We start from the raw sequence: 22,365 nt of genomic DNA, 5'->3' as shown, positions 1-22,365 counted from the left end.
AATCCACCTCATCCGTCACCGAAACTGGGTCACTGCCCTCGGTCATGGTTTCAGACCGCGGCGGCGCTCAGCTCGGCGAGTACCAGGACCACCTCGGCCCGGCCCGCGTCGCCGGGTGCCGCGTCGTCGGCGATCACCGCGCGCAGATCCTCGAGCTCGCCCGTGTCGAGCGAGTCGAGACCGGCCCGGTCACCGAACAGGTGACTCACCCATTCCTCGGCCAGCGCCGCCGACGAATCGCCGGTGACCAGCACCATCGACGCGCCGGCCACACCGGCCGCGACCGGTTCGACGACGGCCGCGAAGGTGTCGGTCGCGGTGGCGAAGGTCCGTGATTCGAAGGTGAGCTCGGCCTCGGTGCGCACCCGCGATCCCGCCGTGGCGAGGTCGTCGTAGCTGCGCACACCCTCGGCGCCGACGAAGGCCGGGTCGCTACCGCGCAGGGCGCGGGTGCGATCGGCATAGGTCACCGGGCGGGCCGACTGCGTGGACAGTTCGGTGCGCACGGCGGGATCGTCGAGCACCACCCAGTCGAGCTCCGACGAGGGTGCCGTGCCGGTGGTGATGCCGATCTTGGCCGTCGGCTCGGCGGCCGTCTCCCGCGAGAACGGCACGATCGCCGCGCCCGCCTTGAGCACCGCCCACACCGCGACGGCCCAGTCGGCGCCACGCGGAAGAGCAAGGGCCACACCGGAACCCGGTCCGAAGCCGCGCGCGATCAGCAGGCGTGCCAGGCGCGAGGAGCGGGCGTCGAGCTGTTCGAAACCGAGCTGCTCGTCGCCCCAGACCAGCGCCGGGCCGTCCGGGTCGTCCTCGGCGGCGGCGGTGAACGCCTGGGTGAGCGTGGTTCCGCCGGTCGCCGTGGTCGGCGCGGGCGCCTGGGCGGCGCCTGCGAGCAACCGGGCCCGTTCGCTCTCGTCGAGGATGTCGATATCGCCCACGCGGATCTGCGGGTCGGCGGCCACCGCCGTCAGGATGCGAGCGAAGCGCGTGCCGATGGAACGAACGGTCGCCTCGTCGAACAGATCGGTGGCGTAGTTGAACAGGGTGACCAGCTCACCGGGCGCGCCTTCGTCGGTGTAGCGCGGCTCCACGTCGACCTGCAGGTCGAACTTGGCCGACACCCCGGTGTCGAGCGCGGCGACGGTGAGGCCGGGCAGTTCGAGTGCGGCGGTCTCGTTGTTGCTGAAGGTCAGCGCCACCTGGAACAGCGGGTTGTGCGCACTGCCCTTGCCCGGCGCCACCACCTCGACGACCCGCTCGAACGGCAGATCGGCATGGGCGAACGCGCCGAGATCGGTCTCGCGGGCCAGGTCGACGGCCTCGTCGAACGAACCGGCCGGGTCGAGGGCGGTGCGCAGCGTGAGCGTGTTGACGAACATGCCGACCAGTTCGTCGAGCGCCCGCTCACCACGACCGGCGACGGCGGTGCCGATCGCGATGTCGGTGCTGCCCGACAGCCGGGCGAGCAGCACGGCCAGCGCCGCGTGCACAACCATGAACAGCGACGACTTGTGCTCGCGTGCAAGATGATTCAGCTGCTCGTGCACCTCGGCCGGCAACCGCAACTCGGTGGTCGCGCCGCGCAGGCTCGGCACCGAGGGACGCGGGCGGTCCTGCGGCAGCTCCAGCAGCGGCGGCAGCCCGGCCAGCTGGTCGCGCCAGTAGTCGAGCTGGGCGGCGGCCACCGAGCCCGGCTCGTCGTCGGCGCCGACCACTTCGCGCTGCCAGAGCGCGAAGTCCGCGTACTGCACCGGCAGCGGGGTCCACGCCGGGCTCTGCCCACCCGTACGGGCGACGTAGGCGGTGATCAGGTCGCGTGCCAGCGGGGCGAGCGAGGCGCCGTCGGCGGAGATGTGGTGCGCCACGAACACCAGCAGCGAATCCGACGATCCGTCGGTGAGCAGCCGCGTCCGCACGGGCACCTCACGGGTGACGTCGAAACCGGCGCCCGCGAGTTCGGCGACCCGGCCGAGCACGTCGTCGGTGGTCTCCACGACCAGGCCGTCGGGCAGCACCTCGGCGACCGCGACGATCTCCTGGTAGGCGCCCTCGCCGTCGGTGGCGGGGAAACGGGTGCGCAGCGACTCGTGCCTGCCGAGCACATCGGCGATGGCGGCGTCGAGCGCGGCCACATCGAGGTCACCGGTGAGGCGGAGCGCGAAGGGCAGGTTGTAGGCGCCCGAGGCGGGATCGACCTGGTTGAGCACCCACATGCGCTGCTGCGCGAGCGACAGCGGAATCCGCTGCGGGCGCGCGGCCGGGACGAGGGCGGGCCGTGCGCCGGAACCGCTCGCGCTGATCCGGGCGGCCAGCGCGGTCACCGTCGGCGCCTCGAACAGGTCGCGGATGCTGATGTCGGCGTCGAGCGCCTCGTTGATCCTGGCGATCGCGCGGGTGGCCAGCAGCGAGTTGCCGCCGAGCGCGAAGTAGTCGTCGTCGGCGCCGACCCGGGCCATGCCGAGCAGTTCGGCGTAGACGCCCGCCACGATCTCCTCGGTGGGCGTGGCCGGTGCCCGGAACTCACCCGCGGTGAAGGTGGGGGCGGGCAGCGCCTTGCGGTCGAGCTTGCCGCTGGGGTTGAGCGGCAGTTCGTCGAGCGCGACCAGCGCGGCCGGAACCATGTAGGAGGGCAGCGTCTCACCGATGGCGGCCAGCAGCGCCGCCGGTTCGATCGTGGCGCCCGGCTTCGGCACCGCGTAGGCCACGAGCTGTTCTCCCGCAGGCGAATCCGCGACGATCGCCACGGCCTGGCTCACCGCGGGCTGAGCGAGCAGCGCGGTCTCGATCTCGCCGAGTTCGATGCGCTGACCACGGAACTTCACCTGGAAGTCGGTGCGGCCCAGGTATTCCAGCGTGCCACGGCCGTCTGGTTGCGTACGCCACACCACCAGGTCGCCGGTGCGGTACATGCGCGCGTTCGCGCCGAAGGGATTGGCGACGAAGCGGTCGGCGGTGAGGTCCGGCCTGGCGACATACCCGCGCGCGAGCTGATCACCGGCGAGGTAGAGCTCGCCGACGACACCCGCCGGAACCGGGCGCAGCCGCGAATCCAGCACGTACACCTGGGTATTCCACTCCGGCACACCGATCGGCACCGAGCCGCGGCCCGGGTCGTCGGCGGGCCAGTAGGTCACCGAAACGGCGGCCTCGGTGGGGCCGTACAGGTTGTGCACGCGGGCGTCCGAGACCGCGCGCATGGCGGCGACGGTCTCCGGCGGCAGCGCCTCACCGATCGCGAACACATCGCGCAGGGTGGGAATGCTGCCCGGCGCGGTGTGCGCGGCGAAGACGGTGAGCATCGACGGCACGAAGTCGGTCGTCGTGACGTGTTGCGCCGCAATGGTTTCGGCGATGTAAGCCGGGTCGCGGTGCCCGTCGTGGGTGGCGACGACCAGCTTCGCGCCGGTGCGCAGCGGCATGAAGTAGCCCCACAGCGACACGTCGAAGGTGGTCGCGGTCTTCTGCAGGTACACATCGCCGGGACCGAGCGGGTATTCGGCGAGCATCCAGGCGATCTGGTTCTCGATCGCCGCGTGCGACACCGCGACACCCTTGGGCCTACCGGTCGAGCCGGAGGTGAAGATGACGTAGGCGGGGTGCTGCGGCAGGACCGGGCGCGCCAACTCGGACGCGGTCAGCGGTTCGGCCGAGAAGTCCTGCAGCGCAACGGTATCGATCGCGATCACCGGCGTTCCGACGGGCACCTCGACCGCGTCGGCGGTGGTGGTGAGCACGCACACCGGCTGCGCGGTGTCGAGAATGTGGGCGATGCGCTCGGCGGGGTGGTCCGGGTCGAGCGGCACGTACGCGCCACCGGCCGTGACGATGGCGTACATCCCGACCACTAGATCGAGCGAGCGCCGGACGGCCAGCGCCACATACGATTCCGGTCCGACGCCGTCGGCGACGAGTTTGCGCGCCAAGCGGTTCACCCGCTCGTCGAACTCCCGGTACGTCAGTTCGGTGCCCTCGTAGGCGAGCGCGACCGCATCGGGGTGTTCGGCCACCGCGCGGCGGTAACCGTCGAGCAGCAGCGCGGGCGCCAGCTCGTGACGGGTGTCGTTCCAGCCCAGCAGGATTCGATCCAGCTCGGCCCGCTCCATCAGCTCGTGCCCACCGAGCGGGGCCGCCGGGTCGGCGACGACGGCGGTGAGCAGCCGGACGAACCGGGCGGCGATACCTTCCACGGTCGCCGCGTCGAACAGGTCGGTCGCATAGGTCAGGCCGACCGCGATGCCGTGCGGCACCCCGTGGCGGTCGGTGTCCTCGACCATCTCGAACTGCAGGTCGAACTTGGCGAACGGGATGCTCAGGTCCACCCCGCTCACGGTCATGCCCGGCAGCTCGAGCGCGGTGCGCGCCATGTTCTGGAAGGCGAGCATCACCTGGAACAGCGGGTGCCGCGCGGTGGAACGGGCCGGATCGAGCAGTTCGACCAGCCGCTCGAACGGCACGTCGGCATGGCCGAACGCGGCCACGTCGGTGGCGCGGGCCTGGGCGAGCAGTTCTTCGAAGCCCATCGCCGGATCCACCTCGGTGCGCAGCACGAGGGTGTTGACGAACATGCCGATGAGGTCGTCGAGGGCGGCGTCACCACGGCCCGCCACGGGCGTGCCGATCGCGATATCGGTGCTACCCGACAGCCGCGCGAGCAGCGCCGACAGCGCCGCGTGCACCACCATGAACAGCGTCGAGTTGTGGGTGTGCGCGAGCTTGTCCAGCCCGGCGTGCACGTCGGCGGGGATGCGGAAGTCGAAGGTGGCGCCACGGTAGGTGGCGACCGAGGGGCGCGGCCGGTCGGCCGGGAGGGCGAGCTGGTCGGGCAGGCCGGCGAGCTGGGTACGCCAGTAGCCGATCTGCTGCGCCAGCACCGATTCCGGGTCGTCCTCGGTGCCGAGCACGGCGCGCTGCCACAGCGTGAAGTCGGCGTATTGCACACGCAGCGGCGGCAATTGGGGCTCGGACCCCGCGCTGCGCTGCACATAGGCGGTCATCAGGTCGCGGGTGAGCGGGCCCATCGACACACCGTCACCGGCGATGTGGTGGACCACGCAGATCAGCACATGCTCCTGCGCGCTGAGCCGCAGCAGCCGCAGCCGGATCGGCGGCGCGAGCGACACATCGAAGCCGACACCGACGGTCTCGGCGACGAGCCCGGGCACCTGCTCCTCGGTGGCCTGCTCGCAGGCCATCTCCGGCACCGCGCGCGGATCGGACACCGGCAGGATCAGCTGCTGACCGGCACCGTCGACCTGCGGGTACATGGTGCGCAGCACCTCGTGCCTGGTCACCAGGTCGCGCACCGCCGCGCGCAGGGCGTCGACGTCGAGCGCGCCCGACAACCGCACCGCGATGGGCATGTTGTTCACGGCACTGACCGGATCGAACCGGTTCAGGAACCACATCCGCTGCTGCGCGAACGACAGCGGAATGATCTCGGGCCGCTCCTGGGGCAGGAGTTCCTGGCCGGAGCCGGTGCCGATGTGGCGTTCCACCCGTTCGGCCAGCGCCGACACGGTGCTCGCCTCGAACAGCACCTGCACCGGCACCCTGGTGTCGAGCGCGGCGCCGATGCGGGTGGCCGCCTGGGCGGCGAGTAGCGAGTTGCCGCCGAGTTCGAAGAAGTCGTCGTCGGCGCCGACCCGGATCTCCTCGTCGCCACCGGTGGTGAGCAGGGCGGCGAAGACGTCGGCGACGATCTCCTCGACCGGGGTGGACGGTGCGCGGAACTCGCGCGCGGCGAACACCGGTTCCGGCAGGGCGTTGCGGTCGAGCTTGCCCACCGGGGTGAGCGGGATCCGGTCGAGCACCATGATGGCGGCCGGAATCATGTACCCAGGCAACGACTCCGAGAGGAACGCGTCGACGGCGGGGATGTCGAGGGTGGCGCCCGCACGCGGCAGCACATACGACACCAGCGCGGTGACGCCGGAGGGCAAGGTCTTGCCGAGGGTGGCCGCGAAGTCGATGTCGGGGTGCGCGGTGAGGGCGTTGTCGATCTCGCCGAGCTCGATGCGGAAGCCGCGGATCTTCACCTGGAAGTCCGAGCGGCCCATGTATTCGATGACACCGTCACCGGATTCGCTGCGGCGCACCAGGTCGCCGGTGCGGTACAGCCGGGCGTTGGCGTCGCCCGCCTGCGCGCCGAACGGGCTCGCGACGAAACGCTCCGCGGTCAGCGCGGGCCGGTTCAGATAACCCTGCGCCAGCGCGGGACCGGACAGGTACAGCTCGCCGATCACCCCCGCGGGCACCGGTCGCAGCCGCGAATCGAGCACGAACGCACCGATTCCGGCGATGGCCGAACCGATCGTCACCGGGGCGGCGGGATCCATCGGCGAGGTGCTTGTGGCGAGGATGGTCGCCTCGGTCGGGCCGTAACCGTTGTAGAAGCGACGGTCGCCGACGGCCCAGCGGCCGACCAGTTCCGGGCCGAACTTGTCACCCGCGACCACGACGACCTTCAGATCGTCGAGATCGGCCGCTTCCACCGATTCCAGCGCACCGGGCGTGATGAGCATGTGCGACACCCGCTCGCGGCGCAGCAGGTCGGCCAGTTCGTAACCGCCGAACACCTGCGGCGGCGCGATCACCAGGGTGGCGCCCGCCGAGAACGCCAGCAGCAGCTCGAGCACCGATACGTCGAAGTTCGGCGAGCACACGTGCAGCACGCGCGAGTCGGCGGTGACGCCGTAGTGCTCGCGTTCGGCGGCGACCAGCGGGGCGAGGCCGGTGTGGGTGACCACGACGCCCTTGGGCTTGCCGGTGGAGCCGGAGGTGTAGATCAGGTACGCCGGATGACGCTCGTCGAGCGTGCGGACGCGGTCGGCGTAGGACACCGGGTGCGCGGGCTGGGCGGCGATCCGCTCGGCGGTCGCGGAGTCGTCGAGCTCGAGCCACGGCAGCGTGGTGCCGAGGACCGCGCGGTGCGCGGTGGTGGTGAGGCCGAGGACCGCACCGGAGTCGGACAGGATGTGGGCGATGCGGTCGGCCGGGTAGTTCGGGTCGACCGGCACATAGGCGGCACCGGTCTTGGCGATGGCCCACACCGCGAGCACCGATTCGATACTGCGGGCGATGCCGATGGCGACCACGTCGCCGGGACCGATACCGCGCCCGATCAGTTCCCGCGCCAGCTGGGCCGAGCGCTGGTCGAACTCCGAGTAGGTGAGCTCGCGCTGATCGGCGGGCTCGCCGGTGGGATTGAACCGGACTGCCACCCGATCGGCCGACGACTCGACAGCGGCGGTCAGCAACTGCCCGAAAGTCGGACTGCTCGACCGGCGACGGCGGTTACCGCGGGCAGAACGACGGGCAGTTTCCATGCGGGATCATTCACCTCTCATCGAGCCTGACGCGCGGCCACAACCGCACCGTGCAGATCGAGCCATCATATCGACCGTCCACACACATACCGGGATCGCGCCGGTAGCCCCCAGAATCTCGGGCCCAGAGGAGTATCGGCGCAGGCTTTGTCACTGTTGCCGCTTCAACGGCAAAGTGACGGGGCTCATATGAACCACCGTCACTCGATCGTGCCTGTTTGCGGGCGATATCCGCTCAGTGAGCCGACGGGCCCCATTCCATCGGAACGCCCTTGGAAGCCAGGTACGGCAGCGGGTCGATCTTGGCGCCGCCCTGATCCCAGATCTCGAGGTGCAGGTGCGGGCCGGTGGACTGGCCGCGGTTGCCGACGGTCGCGATGACCTGGCCCGCGTTCACCCGCTGCCCCTCGCTGACGAGCATGTCGTTGACGTGGCCGTAGACCGCGGTGGTGCCGTCGTCCTGCAGCACCCGCACCCACAGACCGAAGCCCGAGGCCGGGCCCGCCTCGACGACGGTGCCGCTCATGACGGAGTGGATCGGGGCGCCGAGGTTGTCGGCGAAGTCGATGCCGCTGTGCATGGCGCCCCAGCGGGCGCCGAAGCCGGAGCTGATGGGACCGGCGACCGGGCGGGCGGCCTGCGGCGGCGCGACCTGGTGCTGGATGCCCTGCAGGATGTCTTCGACCTGCGCCAGCGGGCCGGAGATCTCCGGGGGCAGGTTGCCGATGCCGAACGGGGCGGCCACCGGAGCGGCGACGGGGGCGGCGACGGCCTGCACCGGCGCGGGCGCCTCGACGTGGGAGGCGACTTCCTGCGCGGCGACGAGGTTCACGTCTTCGCGGGCCGACTCGGGAACAACGGATTCCTCGACGTCGTCCTGGGTGGTCGGCAGCAGCGGGGCGGCGTAGGCGATGGCGGGGACGACCTGCGCGGCGGTCCCGACCAGGGCGCCCGCGGCGACCGCGGCACCGGCGGCGGCCCGCACCCGCTCGGTGCGCGAGGGCGCGGCGCGGTGCCGGCTGGGGCGTCCGGCGCCACCGTCGGCCAGCAGGGCCTTGACGGAGATCGAATCGGGGCCCATACGGTGCTGCGACAAGGTTTCGTCCTAGCGTCCGGCGACAATGACGGTACGAAGCCGATCTCGCGATCGACCTGGGATCTCTCCCGATGCCGGACTATGTGTAACGGTTCGGCATCCGTCGTGATGTGAACTGTACCGCGCCGTGATCATTCCGCAACCTTCGGTGGCAAATTCCCAGGTGAATCGGGTGTTGATCAGTAACGGGCCCAGGTTCGAGGCGTGTTGCCGACGGTGTCGCGGGGGCTGGACACCGGTTCGCCGGGCCACACTCTTGGCATGGTGATCGAGAGCTTGCGCGTCCCCGTCGTCGCCGCGCCCATGGCGGGCGGCCCCTCCACTCCCGAGTTGGTGGCCGCGGTGTCGGCCGCGGGCGGATTCGGACAGCTGGCCGCCGGATATCTCGGCACCGAGGCGGTGGCCGCGCAGATCGCCGCCACCAGGACACTCACCCCCGAACCGTTCGGCGTGAACCTCTTCGCGCCGGGCCCGGTCGCCGATCCGGCCTCCTACGCGGGCTACCTCGCCCAACTCGGAATCGAATTTCCGCTCGGCACGCCCAAGCACGACACCGACGGCTGGGCCGACAAGCTCGACCTGCTGACCGAGGAGCCGGTCGCGGTGGTGTCGACAACCTTCGGCTGCCCCACCGCGGTGGAGGTGGACCGGTTGCACGCCGTCGGCTCCGAGGTCTGGGTGACGGTCACCTCGCCCGCCGAGGCCGCCATCGCGCTCGACGCGGGCGCCGACGCACTGATCGCCCAGGGAGCCGAGGCGGGCGGGCACCGCGCGTGCTTCCTCGACGATCCGGCCGACGACCCGATCGACCCCCTCGGCCTGCTCGCCCTGCTGCAATTGCTCACCGCCGCCACCGATCGTCCGATCGTCGCCGCGGGTGGCATCGCGACCGGCCCGGCGGTCGCGGCGGTTCTCGCCGCGGGCGCACGGGCGGCGCAGGTCGGCACGGCCCTGCTGCGCTGCCCGGAAGCCGGAACCAACGCGGTGCACCGTGGCGCGATCGGCTCCCCCGAACCGACCATGCTCACCCGCGCCTTCACCGGTCGGCGTGCGCGCGGCATCCGCAACCGATTCCTCATCGACCACACCGCGGGCGCACCCGCCGCGTACCCTGAAATCCATTACGCCACTTCCCCTTTGCGCGCCGAGGGCCGGGCGGCGGGCAACCCGGATCAGGTGAATCTGTGGGCCGGGCAAGCACATTCGCTCAGCACCGAGCAACCAGCGGGCGAACTGATCACCACCCTGTGGTCGGATGCGAAATCCTCGCTGCGCCGCGCCCTTTCGGACTGAACCCCGCTTATCGACAACGGATTTCGTTTACACTCGGCCGGGCATCGCATTCCACCGAAACACTTCGAGCAGGAGGAGAGCGCCATGTCCCTCGATGTTCCCGCCGCCTTACTTGAACGCGCCGAACAGGGCGATATCGACGACGCGGAATTCGTCGACTGTGTCCGCCGGTCGCTGCCCTATGCCTGGGAAGTGGTGAGCCGGGTCGCCGGTGATCTGCGTGCCGGCACCGACGAATACGCCGACAACCGGGTCCCGCCGCCGGACGAGGCGGCCCGCGGCCAGCTGCTGCGTGCCCTCGCCTCCGACGCCATCCGCGGTGGCCTGGAACGCCACTTCGGGGTCAAGCTGGCCTTCCAGAACTGCCACCGGGTCGCGGCCTTCCCGCTCTCGGCGGTCGGCGGGGAAACCTACACCCGCTACATCAGCCCACGCGCCCAGCTCTTGAACCAGAGTCCCGAGCTCCGTAACTGCTGAATCTTCGGCGGTCGGCGCCGCGGGTCCTGCTCGGAGAAAGGGCTTGGACCGCAGAAAGGGCGGGCGTGGAAGTGATTCCACGCCCGCCCTTTTCGTCGTTCTAGACCGTGACGACCTCGAGCTCGCCCTCGGCGTACTGGGCGCGCAGGCGCTTCTTGTCGAACTTGCCGACGCTGGTCTTGGGCACCTCCGCGATGAAGGTCCAGCGCTCCGGCAGCTGCCACTTGGCGAACTTGTCGGCCAGGAAGTCACGCAGCTCGGTGGCCTCGGCGGCGGCACCCTCGGCCAGCACGATGGCGACCAGCGGGCGCTCGTCCCACTTCTCGTCCGGCACGCCGATCACGGCCGCCTCCGCGACGGCGGGGTGGCCCATCACAGCGTTCTCCAGGTCGACCGAGGAGATCCACTCGCCACCGGACTTGATGACGTCCTTGGAACGGTCGACCAGGGTCAGGTAGCCGTTCGGGCTGATCTTGCCCACATCGCCGGTGCGCAGCCAGCCGTCGTCGAACTTGTCCGGGTCGACCTCGGCGCCGGTGGGCGAGTAGTAGGAGCCGGTGATCCAGGCACCGCGCACCTCGAGCTCACCGAGGGACTCTCCGTCGTTGGGGACGACCTTGCCGTCGTCACCGACGAGGCGGGCCTCCACATTGGCAGGGAAGCGGCCCTGGGTGTAGCGGTACTCCCAGGCCTCATCGCCCTCCACCCCGGACGGCGGGTGCGCGACGCTACCCAGCGGCGAGGTCTCGGTCATGCCCCAGGCGTGCAGGATGCGCACGCCGTGCTTCTCCTCGAAGGCGCGCATCATCGAAGGGGGAACCGCCGAACCACCGACGACAGCCGTGCGCAGGTGCGAGATGTCCTGCGGCGCGGCCGCCAGCGCGGCGAGCACACCGCCCCAGATGGTCGGCACCGCGGCGGCGAAGCTCGGCTTCTCGGCGGCCATCATCTCCAGCAGCGGGGCGGGCTGCAGGAAACGGTCCGGCATCAGGATGTTGGCGCCCGACATCAGCGCCGCGTACGGCAGGCCCCACGCGTTGGCGTGGAACAGCGGAACGATCGCGAGCACGTAGTCGCCGCCGTGGAAACCCATGCCGTTGGGCGAGTTCACCTGCATGGCGTGCAGCCAGTTGGAGCGGTGCGAGTAGACGACACCCTTCGGGTCGCCGGTGGTGCCCGAGGTGTAACACATCGCGGCGGCCGAACGCTCGTCGACGACGGGGAAGTCGAACTCGGCGGACTGGCTGTCGAGCAGCTCACGGTAGGAATGCACCTGCACGCCCTCGGGCGCGGTGAGCGCGGCCGGGTCACCGTTGGCGACGATCACGTGCTTGACCGTCTTCAGGTTCGGCAGGTACTGGGCGAACAGCGGAACCAGCGTGCCGTCGACGATCACCACCTGGTCCTCGGCGTGATTGGCGACGAACACCAGCTGCTCCGGGAACAGCCGGATGTTGAGCGCGTGCAGGACGGCGCCCATCGCGGGGACCGCGATGTAGGCGGTCATGTGCTCGTTGTTGTTCCACATGAAGGTGCCGACCCGGTCGCCCTCTTCGATGCCGAGCCCGCGCAGCGCGTTGGCCAGCCGAGCGGAATCCGCGCCGAGCTCGCGGTAGGTCATGGTGCGAACACCGTCGCCGGTCCAGGTGGACACAGTGGAGTCGCCTTGGAATGTGGCGGCATAGTTGAGCAGTTTTGCCAGCGAGAGCTGGTCGTCCTGCATTGTGCTCAGCATCGGTGCTCCTTCGAATCCCTCGCCGCGGAATGATCCACGTCACACGGGATGTTACCGAAAGGTTTGGCCTGGGCAACGGTTCTCCCAGCCAAGATTCCGGCGGACACATTGTCGGCGCGAACCGTTCGACGGGCACCGCCGTAATGTGACGGCCATGGCTGTTGACCGCATGTTGCCCACCGAAGAAGCGCGCGATCTGATCGAGCTGACCCGTGAGATCGCCGACAAAGTGCTCGAGCCGCGCGTTGCCGAGAGCGAGAAGACCGGGGTCTTTCCCGAAGGCGTTTTCCCCGCCCTCGGCGCGGCCGGACTGCTCAGCCTGCCCTACCCCGAGGAGTTCGGTGGCGGCGCGCAGCCGTACGAGGTGTACCTGCAGGTGCTCGAGGAACTGGCGAGCCGGTGGGCGGCGGTCGCGGTGGCGGTGAGCGTGCACGGGTTGTCGTGCCATCCCTTGTTCACCTACGGCACCGACGAACAGAAACAGCAGTGGCTGGCCGGGATGCTGTCGGGCGAAACCATCGGTGCCTATAGCCTTTCCGAGTCACACGCCGGTTCCGACGCGGCCGCGCTGCGCTGCCGCGCGACCCCCGTCGACGGCGGTTACCGGATCACCGGAACCAAGGCCTGGATCACCAACGGTGGCCGCGCCGACTTCTACACCCTGTTCGCACGCACCGGCGAAGGCTCGCGCGGCATTTCGTGCTTCCTCGTGCCCGCGGGCACCGAGGGTCTGAGCTTCGGCAAGCCCGAGGAGAAGATGGGTCTGCGCGGCATCCCGACCACCACCGCCGCCTACGACGACGTGTTCCTGCCCACCGAACGCCGCATCGGCGAAGAGGGGCAAGGACTTTCGATCGCCTTCAGCGCCCTCGACGCGGGCCGCCTCGGCATCGCCGCCGTCGCCACAGGTGTGGCCCAGCGCGCGCTCGACGAGGCCGTCGCCTACGCCAAGGAGCGAGAAGCGTTCGGCCGCAAGATCATCGATCACCAGGGCCTCGGCTTCGTGCTCGCCGACATGGCCGCCGCCGTCGACACCGCCCGCGCCACCTACCTCGACGCCGCCCGCCGCCGCGACGCCGGGCTGCCCTATTCGCGTCAGGCCAGCGTCGCCAAACTCGCCGCCACCGATGCCGCGATGAAGGTGACCACCGACGCCGTCCAGGTGTTCGGCGGCTACGGCTACACCCAGGACTTCCCCGTGGAGCGCTACATGCGCGAGGCGAAGGTGATGCAGATCTTCGAGGGCACCAATCAGATCCAGCGTCTGGTGATCGCCCGCCATCTCGCCGGGTGAGCAATTCGGCAACGCGCTGATCACCAGCGGTCAGCGCGTTCGCCGCAACCGGTCAGTAAACTGGACGGCATCTCGACACCTCGACGAAATGAGGCGTGCGATGCTGTGGTGGCTGGTCTTGATCCTGGTGTTATCGGTGGGCGCCCTGCTGTACCTGCGTGCCGAGCAGAACAAGCGGACCGCCCGCGAATTCGACGAGGCGCGAGCCGAGGCCAGGGTGGGCATCGAACGCCTCGGCGGCCAGGTCTACGCCCTCACCCCGCGCAACGAAGCCGCCCGCCAGGCCCTCGCCGACGCCTCCGAACGCCACACCGCCGCCACCGCCCAACTCGACCGCGCGCGCTCACCCCACCAGGCCGACCTCGCTCGCCGCACCGCACTCGAAGGCCTCTATTACGTCCGCGCCGCTCGGCAGGCGATGAACATGGACCCCGGCGATCCGATCCCCGCCCTCGACGGCCAGGACATCGCGGGCCGCGTCGACCAACCCCGAACCATCGACTACAACGGCCGCCGCGTCACCGCCTCCCCCCACCCCTCCCCCACCACCGGCCACTACTACCCCGGCGGCCGAGTCGCGGGCCGCCCCGTCCCCGCGGGCTGGTACTCCGAACCCTGGTGGAAACCCGCCCTCCTCGCCGGCGCCTGGGGAGCAGGCTCGGTCCTGTTGTTCTCGGCCCTCTTCGCCGGCCTGCCCGGCATCGGCTACGACGCCGAAGCCTTCGAAGACGGCACCGGCCAAGCCGCCACCCCCACCCCCACAGACCTCACCGACCCCGGCTACGACACCGGCACCTACCCCGCCTTCTGACCGAGCCCACCAACCCACCCACCGCGTCGCGTTATACTCACCTCGGCCCGCCGAGCGAGCCCCCCGCCTTCGTAGCTCAGGGGATAGAGCACCGCTCTCCTAAAGCGGGTGTCGCAGGTTCGAATCCTGCCGAGGGCACAACGTAGGCCGGGCTCAGCGGCTGTTCGAAATTCGCGCCCAGGCTGCTCGGACCGCGGACAGCGCGATCTCTGCGCTGATCGTCAGCCGCGTCTGCCCGGCCAGTTGCGCGTTCCAGTCGTCCTCGTCCGGCGCTCGATCGAACAACTGTGGGGCAGGCAGCCGGTTGGTCGGGCCGTATCTCCGGTACAACGCTCCCGCACTGTCGTCGATCGCGCCGATGCCGCCCAGCGCCCACAGGTCCCATAGATCGCGTGATGCGCGTCGGTCATGCCATGTCACGGTCTTCCCCGCGACAAAAGCCGACAGTGTGGGCACGAGGAGCTCAGCCGGTGGCACGTCGGTGTAGCGCTGCTCGAGTTCGCGGAGCTCGGTCGGCCACACTGGTCTGCCACGTGCGGATAGCAACTGGATCTTGACCGAAACACCAGATGCGGAGCGCAGGTGGGCGGCACCGGTATCCGGGACGGTGCTCAACGACGGCGCCCATTCCAGCCGACCGTAGCTTCGCGCGACCGATCGCGGTAGCGCAGCGTCGAGTTCGGCTGCCAATACTGTCCGGTTGTCCAAGGCAACCAGATCGATATCTTCGCTGAGTCTGCCGTTTACCAGATGCGTACGGGCAAGGGCGGTTCCGCCGATGAAGTGCAGCCGCTCGCCGAACCTTCCACCGATTGCCGCCAGCAGATGGGAGATCAGATGGTCGCGTTCGACCTGCTCCGGCGAAACACCGAATTGAAATGCGACTCTGTCGCGTTCGTCGATTCTCATGCCCCGACCCAACTTTGCGCGCGCCGAAGGGCCGCACCCAGTCGCTGATCAGTAGCTAGCTGCGCGAGCCTCACCGGATCACTACGAAGGTAAAGCGTCTCGATCGCCGGACGAACCTCCACCTCCGCATTACCGAGCTCCGGACGTCGGGCCAGGTCGAGCACGGTCTGTTCCGGTGTTGTGACCAGCGCAGGGCCCAGCGGCGTTTCGATACGCTCGGCGTCGAGTGCGTTGGTATCGCGGCGAACGAACCGGACTCGAGCCGAGCGATCGGTCAGTGCGATCGGCCGATGCTGGCGCGGAACGGCGACAATCGCGGTCGCCAGCGCACGCGGCACAGCTCCAAGTAAGCGAGCCGCGCTGATTCCCATGACAATGGCCTGATCCGGCCCGTAAATCGATGTCGCGATACCTGCGGCGACGGCTTCCAGGGCGGGCAGCCAGGTCCGGCCGACCTGGTCCGGCGCGACGATCACGTAGTAGCCGTGAGCAACGCGATGCAGTACGCCCCTATCAACGAGCCGCGCGATCTCAGGGCGCGGTTGTGCGTAGATGTCGGCCAAGTCCTGCGGCCGAAGGGTCCGAAGTGGCGCTCGCCAGAGTTCGCCGGGCAGCACGGTGCTGCGATACTCCGCCATCAGCACCACCCCTCCTGGTGAGAGTATGCATTTAGTTGGCCATTACCCAACTAAATGCATACTATCGGATTGGTGACAGCCGCCCACTCACTCCACCAACTGGGTTTGTCGCCCGCCTCAACCTCGCCGCTCAGCTCAGCGCGATCTGCCACGACCACTACGTGACCGAAGCGAGTTCCCAGATCGCCCTCGTTCCCATCTTCGATGTGCCCCGCCGAGGGCACCAGAACTTTTCAGTCGGGCGTCGCCGAGTAGGTCACTACGAGGGGCGCGTGGTCGGAGAGGCGCTCGGCGGGTGACGGTTCCTTGTCGACGACGACAGACGTCGCGTGGCGGGCGAGGCCGGGTGTTGCGAGTTGGTGGTCTACGCGCCAACCCACATCCTTGGCGAACGATTGACCCGCCCAACTCCACCAGGTGAGTGGGCCCGGGCGATCGCCGTGCACCTGTCGCACCACGTCGACGAGCCGGCGCGTGCCGAGAATCGAACTGAACCACTCGCGGTCGGCGGGCAGGAAGCCGTCCATTGTGCGGGCAGCACGCCAGTTGGTCACATCGTGCGGGGTGTGCGCGATGTTCAGATCGCCGGTGAGGACGAACTCGCGTCCCGCACTCAGCGCGGCGAGCCGGTTCCGGTGCACTTCGCGGGCGAACGCAGCGAGGAACCTCTGCTTGCGTTCGTACTTGACCCCACCGTCGGGCTGTTCGCGCATCGATCCCGGGCGCTGGAGATGCGCGGGCAGACCACCCTTGGGGAGATACAGAGAGGCCACCGTCACCGGGCGGTCAGCCAGGTCTACCTCGATATAACGTCCCTGCGCGGTGAACTCACCGAGTCCGCGGGCCCTGGGTGGATGGGTCACCCACGTCCGCACGGCAGCGGCGGGAACCTTGGTCAATACGGCCACACCGTTGCGACCGGCCACGGAACCGACGTCCACTGCCGCCGAATAGCCCGGAAAGGTTCCCACATCGGCTGCGGAACAACGCAATTCCTGCAGCGCGACCACATCCGCCGACCTGGCCCGCAACCACTGGTCGAATCCACGACGACGTGACGCGCGAATCCCGTTGACGTTGAATGTGGCGACAGTGAAAGAGTCAGCGACCGATGAACCCATGGCAACACTGTGCCGGAGACCCCTGTCACCCGTGCGTCTGCCGCCCGCTTTCTTGAGGACTGTCCAAGATAGGCTGGTTCGCAGGTCGCGATGAGTCAGGACTGGTGATGCCGAGAAACAGACGCCCCCGGGATCGGGAGGAGAAGCGCGCCGAGATCGTCGCTGCCGCACGGCGGTTGTTCACCGAACTGGGGTACGACGCGGTTCCGGTGAGCAGAATCGCCCAGGACGCCGGCGTGGTGTCGAACACGCTGTACTGGTATTTCCGGGACAAGGACGCGGTCCTGACGGCGGTGCTGGAGGAGGTCCTGGCCGAGTCGATGGCCCGGTACGGCCAGATTCTCGACACCGATCTCGTCGATCGATTGGTGTGGGTCGTCGCGGAGTTGGAGCAGGTGAGCCGGTTGGTGACCACCGTGCATGCTCGCGCGAAGGAGTCGGAGGCTGTTCGGGACTGGCACGAGGGGTTCCACGCGTTGGCCGAGGGCTTGTTCCGGGCAGATCTGGCCATGATCGGGGTTCCCGAGAACGAGTTGGATGCGATGACCTCGATCGGGGTCTTCGTGGTCGAGGGACTGCTGATGCACCCGGTCGACGATGAGCGCAAGCGTGCGGTGATGGAAACACTGATACAGAGCGCCCGCGCAATGGCGGTAGCCGCCCGCTGACGAAACAGCGGGCGGCTACGCAAGCTGCGCACCGTGTCGTGCGGGTCTAACTCGCGGCGTGCGCAGTCTTGGCGAATTGTTTTGTCAGGAAGTCGATCTGGTCGCGGACGGCGTCTTCGAAGTAGGTGCCGAGGTAGATGTCGAAGTGGTCGCAGGGGTAGGTCTCCACATGGACATGAGCCAGGCCCCGCGCGCGGAGCTTGGTGGTTTCGGCGGGGGCAGCGGCGTCGTTGTCACAGACGCACAGCAGGGTCGGAACGCCGGAGCGGGCCATGGCACGGCCGGGTCGGTAGAGCGGTAGCCGCAACACCAAGCGGGCGGCCAGCGCATTGGCGGCATCGAAGTTGTTATCCGGGCCTCGTAGTACGCCCCATATCGAGTCGCGGCCCACCGTGGTGACAGGCTCACGTTCGTCGGCGATCGTCAGTTCGATGTTCTGTGACAGCCGCGCACGAACCGATGACAGCCGTCGCAGGACGGCGCTGGTGCGGCGCGACAGCCGGGTGCCTGGCGGTAGCAGCGCCGACGCGCCCGCGATGGCGTCGGGTGAGGCCACGAAAGCGGGCATCCACGAGGTTCCGGCCATCGGCATGAGGATCGGCTTGATACCGAGCCACGAGCATGCGGTGTCGAGGATGCCCGCGGCCATCAGCGCGACAGCGCTCAGCGGCCCGGTTCGCAGTCGTGAGATCAGCGAGGCCGGCCCGTCGGTGAAGGGACATTGAGCGACGATGGCCGCGACCTGTGGGTTGCCGCTCCCGACCTCCAGGACATGTCCACCACCGAATGAGGTGCCCCACAATGCGATCTGCTCGACATCGACCTCGGGCAAGGTGCGCGCGAAGTCCACAGCGGCACGCCAGTCCGCGAGTTGGCGATCGATGTCGAGGAGCTGACGCGGCTGTCCGCCGCTGGCCCCGAGGTGGCGGTAGTCGAAGACCAGTACCGACCAGCCGTTCGCGGCGAAGCGTTCGGCGAACGCCTCCAGGCGCATCTCGCGCACCGCTCCCAGCCCGTGCCCCATGATCACCATCGGGCGAGGGCCGGACGTACCGGGCGCGGAGTACAACCACGCCGCGCACGGCACGCCGCCGGAGAGGAACTGCACATCGCGCCGCTGCATCGCCGAAGCGGCCTCACCTCGATCGATCGGCTCGTCGGTAGCCATGACTTGATTCCTTCCGCTCAGCGAACCCAGCGCTCTTGAACGTCACTCAAGAACGGTGTCGCGGCTACGGTAAGCGCTTCTTGAACGTCAGTCAAGAAACCGCTGCGGGATGGCCTCCGGAGCGGCCTCACGTAGTCGCTTCGGTGCTGTCGGATACTCGCGAGACTGCCGTGGTGTGGAATTCGGCGAGCGAAAACTTCGCCGTCCGTCGGGAGTACTCCGAGACCAACCCCGGCCAATTACTGGAAATGCGACCCGAGGCGGATTTGTACCAGCTCACACAACCCGCCCACGCCGAGCCGGCGAGGCGACGCTGTATCTCCTCGTCGTAGCGGTGTTCGACCTCCGCGCGGATCTCCACGACCGCACCGGGGTCTCGCGTCAACACCTCGACGGCCTGCCGGATGTAACGTGCCTGCCGTTCCAGCATGTAGATGATCGAACCGGTACCGAGGTTGGTGTTGGGTCCGTACATGAGGAACATGTTCGGAAACCCAGGGACTGTCATGCCGAGATGAGCGTGGGCACCCTCGGCCCACGCGGCACGGAGTTCACGGCCCGCACGTCCGCGCACCGTCATCGGTCCGAGAAATTCCTGGGTAGCGAATCCGGTGCCGTAGATGATCACATCGACCGCGTGCTCGACGCCGTCAGCGGTGCGAATACCGCCCGCGGTGATCTCGATGATGCGTTCGGTGACAACGTCGACGTTGGGCTCGGTCAGGGCAGGGTAGTAATCGTTGGCGAACAGCACTCGCTTGCAACCGATCGGGTAGTCGGGTGTCAGCTTGTGCCGCAAGTCCGCCGAGGCCACTTGCCGTCGCAGTTGCCACCTCGCCGCGGCTTCGACCGCGGCGCTGATCCGCCGGTTACCGGTGATACCCAGCGTCCACACCTCGCCCAGGGTCCACCACAGGCCGCGTTCGAGCTTTTGCAGCAGGGGCAGCCGCCGGAAAGCGGAGTGGTGGATCGCCCGGTACTCACCGTCCGGTTTGGGCAGGATGTAGGGCGCCGAGCGCTGGAACAGGGTCAACTGCGCGACCTGCGGTTGAATCCGCGGAACGAACTGGATGGCGCTCGCACCCGCGCCGATCACCGCGACCCGACGTCCTCGCAGGTCGCAATCATGACGCCACTGCGCCGAATGAAACGATGCGCCCTCGAAACGCTCGCGTCCCTCGATGTCGGGCATCGCCGGACGAGACAGCTGCCCGGTCGCAGGCACGAACACCCTGGCGCGTACCGAACCGCCGTCGGCGGTGCGCAGATCCCACAGCCCCTCGGACTCCTCGAACCGGGCGGCTGTCACCTCCACGTCGTACCGAATCCGGTTCCGCAGGCCGGGCGCGGATGCGATATCGGTCAGGTAGCTCTCGATCTGGGCCTGACCGGCGTAGCGCCTGGTCCAGTCCGGCTTCGGCGCATAGGAGAACGAGTAATACGGCGAGGGCACATCGCAGGCGGCTCCCGGATAGGTGTTCTCGCGCCACACCCCGCCCGCGCGATCCGCCTTCTCCAAGATCACGAAATCGCTGATCCCCGCCCGCAGTAGCTCATTGGCCATCGCCAGCCCGGCGAAACCCGCACCGACGATGACCACCGATACCGTGTCCGCCACGCTTGTCGTCCCATCTCGCATGGTCCTCGACGCTAACCACGGACCATCGCGCGGCGTAGATCCGCGCGGCCAGAGAATTGACAATTCTGGCCAAACCCGTGCGCGGTTTGTAAACTCGCTGGTCATGACGGGATCTATCCCGGCCGCAGCGGTTTCTCACCATGATTTTCCCCGCTCAGTCGCCAGCGTCACCCTGATGTCCCGGTTCGCCTCCGACCACGGCCTCCCACTCGAGCAGGCACTCGACGGCTCAGGGCTCACCGCCACCCACCTCGCCGACCCCCACGCGCACGTTTCGGCCGCACAGGAACTCGCCGTCGCCACCAATCTGGCCACCGCGCTCACCGAGGAAAACCATCCTGGGCTCGATCTCGGCCGCAGATACCGCACCACCACATTCGGCATCTTCGGATTCGCCTGCCTGGCCAGCCCTACCCTGGGTGAGGCCCTGTCGTTCTTTCTCCGCTACATCGACCTGACCTTCGCCTTCTGCGTGCCACGAGTAGAACTGTCCGAGACCGAGGTGATCGTGCGACTCGACGACAGCGCCCTCGCGGCACCGGCACGACAATTCCTCTTCGACCGCGACGCAGCAGCCATCCTCACCGTGAGCGAAGACCTCTTCCCCGGCCGGTTCTCACCAGCGCGAGTCGAGATCCGCCGCCCACGACCAGCCTCGACGACAGCGTACGAGGAAGTGTTCCACCAGCTGCCGATCTTCGACCGGCCCGAGAACATCGTCGCGTTCGACCCGCACCTGCTCACCCAGCCGCTCCCCCGAGCCGATCCGCGCACCCTCGCCCAATGCGAAGAGCAATGCCGACAACTGGTTACCGCGCGCCGACACCGCCACGGCATCGCGGCACAGGTCCGAGACCTGCTCACCCACGTCGACCTGCACGCAGCAGGGCCCGACGAGGTCGCCCGCGCACTCCACATCAGCACGCGAACCATGCGACGACGACTCGGCGAAGCAGGCACCAGCTACCAGGCCCTGCGCGACGAGGTTCGCGAAGCACTCGCAGAACAGATGCTGCGCACCGGCGCGCTCTCGGTACACGACGTGGCGATCCGCCTCGGCTATGCCGAATCCGCGAGCTTCATCCACGCGTTCAAACGCTGGAAGGGACTGACGCCCAGACAATTCCAGCTCACTTCCCTCACTCCCTCCACGCCGACTGCACCGCGCGGCGCGATCAATCCGGGACGATGACGGCGCGCTGACGGCCTTGATGTGCCCAGGCTTCGCCGACCCGGCTGAGCGGGTACGCGGTGTAGGGCGGGTCGAAGGTGCCGTCGGCGAAGCGGGCGAGGAGGGCGGGGACCTCGGCGATCATCTGTTCCTTCGAGACCGAGCCGAGGCCACTGCCGCTGATCCGGATGCGGCGGCTGCGCAGTAGCGCCGCGGGGAGCGAGGCATCGGTTCCGGCGAGTGTGCCGATCTGCACGTAATCGAGCGGCACGCTGGTGGCGGACGGGCCGGAATTTCCCACTGCTGCGAAGGCAGCCTCGGCGACGGTGCCCCACACGTAGTCGAGAACGAGGGTGGGTTGGGTGTCGGCGACGGCCGCACCGAGGGTGGTCGACCAGGTGTCGGGTGCGTCCGGGGCGAGTGCAACGGTCACTACACCCGGGCCGCGCAGTCGTTCCAGCGCCGCGCGTTCGCGCCCGACCGCGACGACCTGTTTCGCGCCGAGAGCGAGCGCGGCCCGCACCGCCAGACCGCCCGAGGCGCCGGTCGCGCCGAGCACGAGCACGGTCCCGAGTTCGCCCGCCTCCTCGCGCCGGGCGACCAGCGGCATCCAGCCGGAGAGGGCCGGATTCATGCCGGCGGCGACGGCGAGCGGATCGGCCCCGGCGGGAAGTTCCGCCTCGAACGGCGTGACCATCCATTCCGCCATGGTCCCCCACGGCGCCCGGGCGAAGCCCGTGTAGACCAGCCGCCCGTCCTCGGTCCGGGCCACGGCATCGACGCCCGGTACGAGGGGATGTGCCGGGCCACCGGAGTAGTGGCGCCCGGAGGCCTGCCCACGGACGACGTGGTGCAAGCCAGCGCCGACCAGCCTCAGTGGCGCCCGGCCTGGCCGCGGTTGCGGATCAGGGAAGTCCGCGAGAACTGGTGTGGCGTCAGGGGTTTCGACGACGGCAGCACGCATGAGATGTCTCCTTAACTAAGTTAATTTCCGTTGCCGTCAACGGTGCCTTAACT

15 protein-coding genes and 1 tRNA gene are annotated in these 22,365 nt (G+C 68.7%); 7 read left to right on the top strand and 9 right to left on the bottom strand.

From position 1 onward, the window contains the following. Positions 1–50: 50 nt before the first annotated feature. Together ACWEVR_RS00565 and ACWEVR_RS00560 are read right to left on the bottom strand one after the other, a co-directional pair. Entirely contained in the window at positions 51–7,328 is a 7,278-nt protein-coding gene (locus ACWEVR_RS00565) for an amino acid adenylation domain-containing protein (protein ID WP_452465259.1), read from the bottom strand. A gap of 235 nt (positions 7,329–7,563) precedes the next feature. Beyond that, a complete protein-coding gene (locus ACWEVR_RS00560) occupies positions 7,564–8,424 on the bottom strand; it encodes a M23 family metallopeptidase (RefSeq protein ID WP_452465258.1) in 861 nt (286 codons plus the stop codon). 261 nt (positions 8,425–8,685) lie between these two features. On the opposite strand from ACWEVR_RS00560, the gene ACWEVR_RS00555 reads away from it, so the two are divergent. Both ACWEVR_RS00555 and ACWEVR_RS00550 read left to right on the top strand, forming a co-directional pair. Beyond that, complete coding sequence (locus ACWEVR_RS00555; RefSeq protein ID WP_452465257.1) at positions 8,686–9,717, top strand: NAD(P)H-dependent flavin oxidoreductase; 1,032 nt, start codon at positions 8,686–8,688, stop codon at positions 9,715–9,717. An 84-nt stretch (positions 9,718–9,801) separates the two neighbouring features. Continuing rightward, positions 9,802–10,194, top strand: a complete 393-nt coding sequence (locus ACWEVR_RS00550) for an SCO5389 family protein (protein WP_439262766.1) — start codon at positions 9,802–9,804, stop codon at positions 10,192–10,194. Positions 10,195–10,294: 100 nt separating this feature from the next. Here the strand turns inward: ACWEVR_RS00550 and ACWEVR_RS00545 are convergent, their stop codons facing one another. Continuing rightward, positions 10,295–11,929 (bottom strand): long-chain fatty acid--CoA ligase, encoded by a 1,635-nt coding sequence (locus ACWEVR_RS00545; RefSeq protein WP_452465256.1) that lies wholly within the window; start codon positions 11,927–11,929, stop codon positions 10,295–10,297. A gap of 154 nt (positions 11,930–12,083) precedes the next feature. Here ACWEVR_RS00545 and ACWEVR_RS00540 point away from each other — a divergent pair, with 154 nt between their 5' ends. From ACWEVR_RS00540 to ACWEVR_RS00530, 3 genes are all read left to right on the top strand, one after another. After that, entirely contained in the window at positions 12,084–13,223 is a 1,140-nt protein-coding gene (locus tag ACWEVR_RS00540) for an acyl-CoA dehydrogenase family protein (RefSeq protein ID WP_452465255.1), read from the top strand. Between the two features lie 100 nt (positions 13,224–13,323). After that, positions 13,324–14,034: a DUF1542 domain-containing protein gene (locus tag ACWEVR_RS00535; RefSeq protein WP_452465254.1), complete on the top strand. Its 711-nt coding sequence runs from the start codon at positions 13,324–13,326 to the stop codon at positions 14,032–14,034. 65 nt (positions 14,035–14,099) lie between these two features. Further along, a tRNA-Arg gene (locus tag ACWEVR_RS00530) sits at positions 14,100–14,172 on the top strand. A gap of 15 nt (positions 14,173–14,187) precedes the next feature. On the opposite strand, the gene ACWEVR_RS00525 is transcribed toward ACWEVR_RS00530, so the two are convergent. The 3 genes from ACWEVR_RS00525 to ACWEVR_RS00515 all read right to left on the bottom strand — a co-directional run bounded on the left by ACWEVR_RS00525 (position 14,188) and on the right by ACWEVR_RS00515 (position 16,702). Next, positions 14,188–14,943: a nucleotidyl transferase AbiEii/AbiGii toxin family protein gene (locus ACWEVR_RS00525; RefSeq protein WP_452465253.1), complete on the bottom strand. Its 756-nt coding sequence runs from the start codon at positions 14,941–14,943 to the stop codon at positions 14,188–14,190. Beyond that, positions 14,940–15,581 carry a type IV toxin-antitoxin system AbiEi family antitoxin domain-containing protein gene (locus tag ACWEVR_RS00520; protein WP_452465675.1) on the bottom strand — a complete coding sequence of 214 codons (642 nt, stop codon included), beginning with the start codon at positions 15,579–15,581 and terminating at the stop codon, positions 14,940–14,942. Before ACWEVR_RS00520 ends, ACWEVR_RS00525 begins: the two co-directional genes overlap by 4 nt. 233 nt (positions 15,582–15,814) lie before the next feature. Beyond that, a complete protein-coding gene (locus tag ACWEVR_RS00515; protein WP_452465252.1) occupies positions 15,815–16,702 on the bottom strand; it encodes an exodeoxyribonuclease III in 888 nt (295 codons plus the stop codon). 107 nt (positions 16,703–16,809) lie between these two features. Between ACWEVR_RS00515 and ACWEVR_RS00510 the strand changes: the two genes are divergently transcribed. After that, a complete protein-coding gene (locus ACWEVR_RS00510) occupies positions 16,810–17,370 on the top strand; it encodes a TetR/AcrR family transcriptional regulator (protein WP_452465251.1) in 561 nt (186 codons plus the stop codon). 46 nt (positions 17,371–17,416) lie between these two features. Here the strand turns inward: ACWEVR_RS00510 and ACWEVR_RS00505 are convergent, their stop codons facing one another. Together ACWEVR_RS00505 and ACWEVR_RS00500 are read right to left on the bottom strand one after the other, a co-directional pair. Further along, positions 17,417–18,538 (bottom strand): alpha/beta hydrolase, encoded by a 1,122-nt coding sequence (locus ACWEVR_RS00505; protein WP_452465250.1) that lies wholly within the window; start codon positions 18,536–18,538, stop codon positions 17,417–17,419. A 127-nt stretch (positions 18,539–18,665) separates the two neighbouring features. Beyond that, positions 18,666–20,156, bottom strand: coding sequence for a flavin-containing monooxygenase (locus tag ACWEVR_RS00500; protein WP_452465249.1), 1,491 nt, complete (start codon positions 20,154–20,156; stop codon positions 18,666–18,668). A gap of 196 nt (positions 20,157–20,352) precedes the next feature. On the opposite strand from ACWEVR_RS00500, the gene ACWEVR_RS00495 reads away from it, so the two are divergent. Continuing rightward, positions 20,353–21,369: an AraC family transcriptional regulator gene (locus ACWEVR_RS00495; RefSeq protein WP_452465248.1), complete on the top strand. Its 1,017-nt coding sequence runs from the start codon at positions 20,353–20,355 to the stop codon at positions 21,367–21,369. On the opposite strand, the gene ACWEVR_RS00490 is transcribed toward ACWEVR_RS00495, so the two are convergent. Further along, positions 21,353–22,312, bottom strand: coding sequence for a zinc-binding alcohol dehydrogenase family protein (locus tag ACWEVR_RS00490; protein ID WP_452465247.1), 960 nt, complete (start codon positions 22,310–22,312; stop codon positions 21,353–21,355). The two genes, ACWEVR_RS00495 and ACWEVR_RS00490, sit on opposite strands and share 17 nt — an antisense overlap. Positions 22,313–22,365: the final 53 nt, after the last annotated feature.

This window comes from Nocardia sp. NPDC003979, from assembly GCF_053605015.1.
This window is presented reverse-complemented; position numbering and strand designations above follow the sequence as displayed.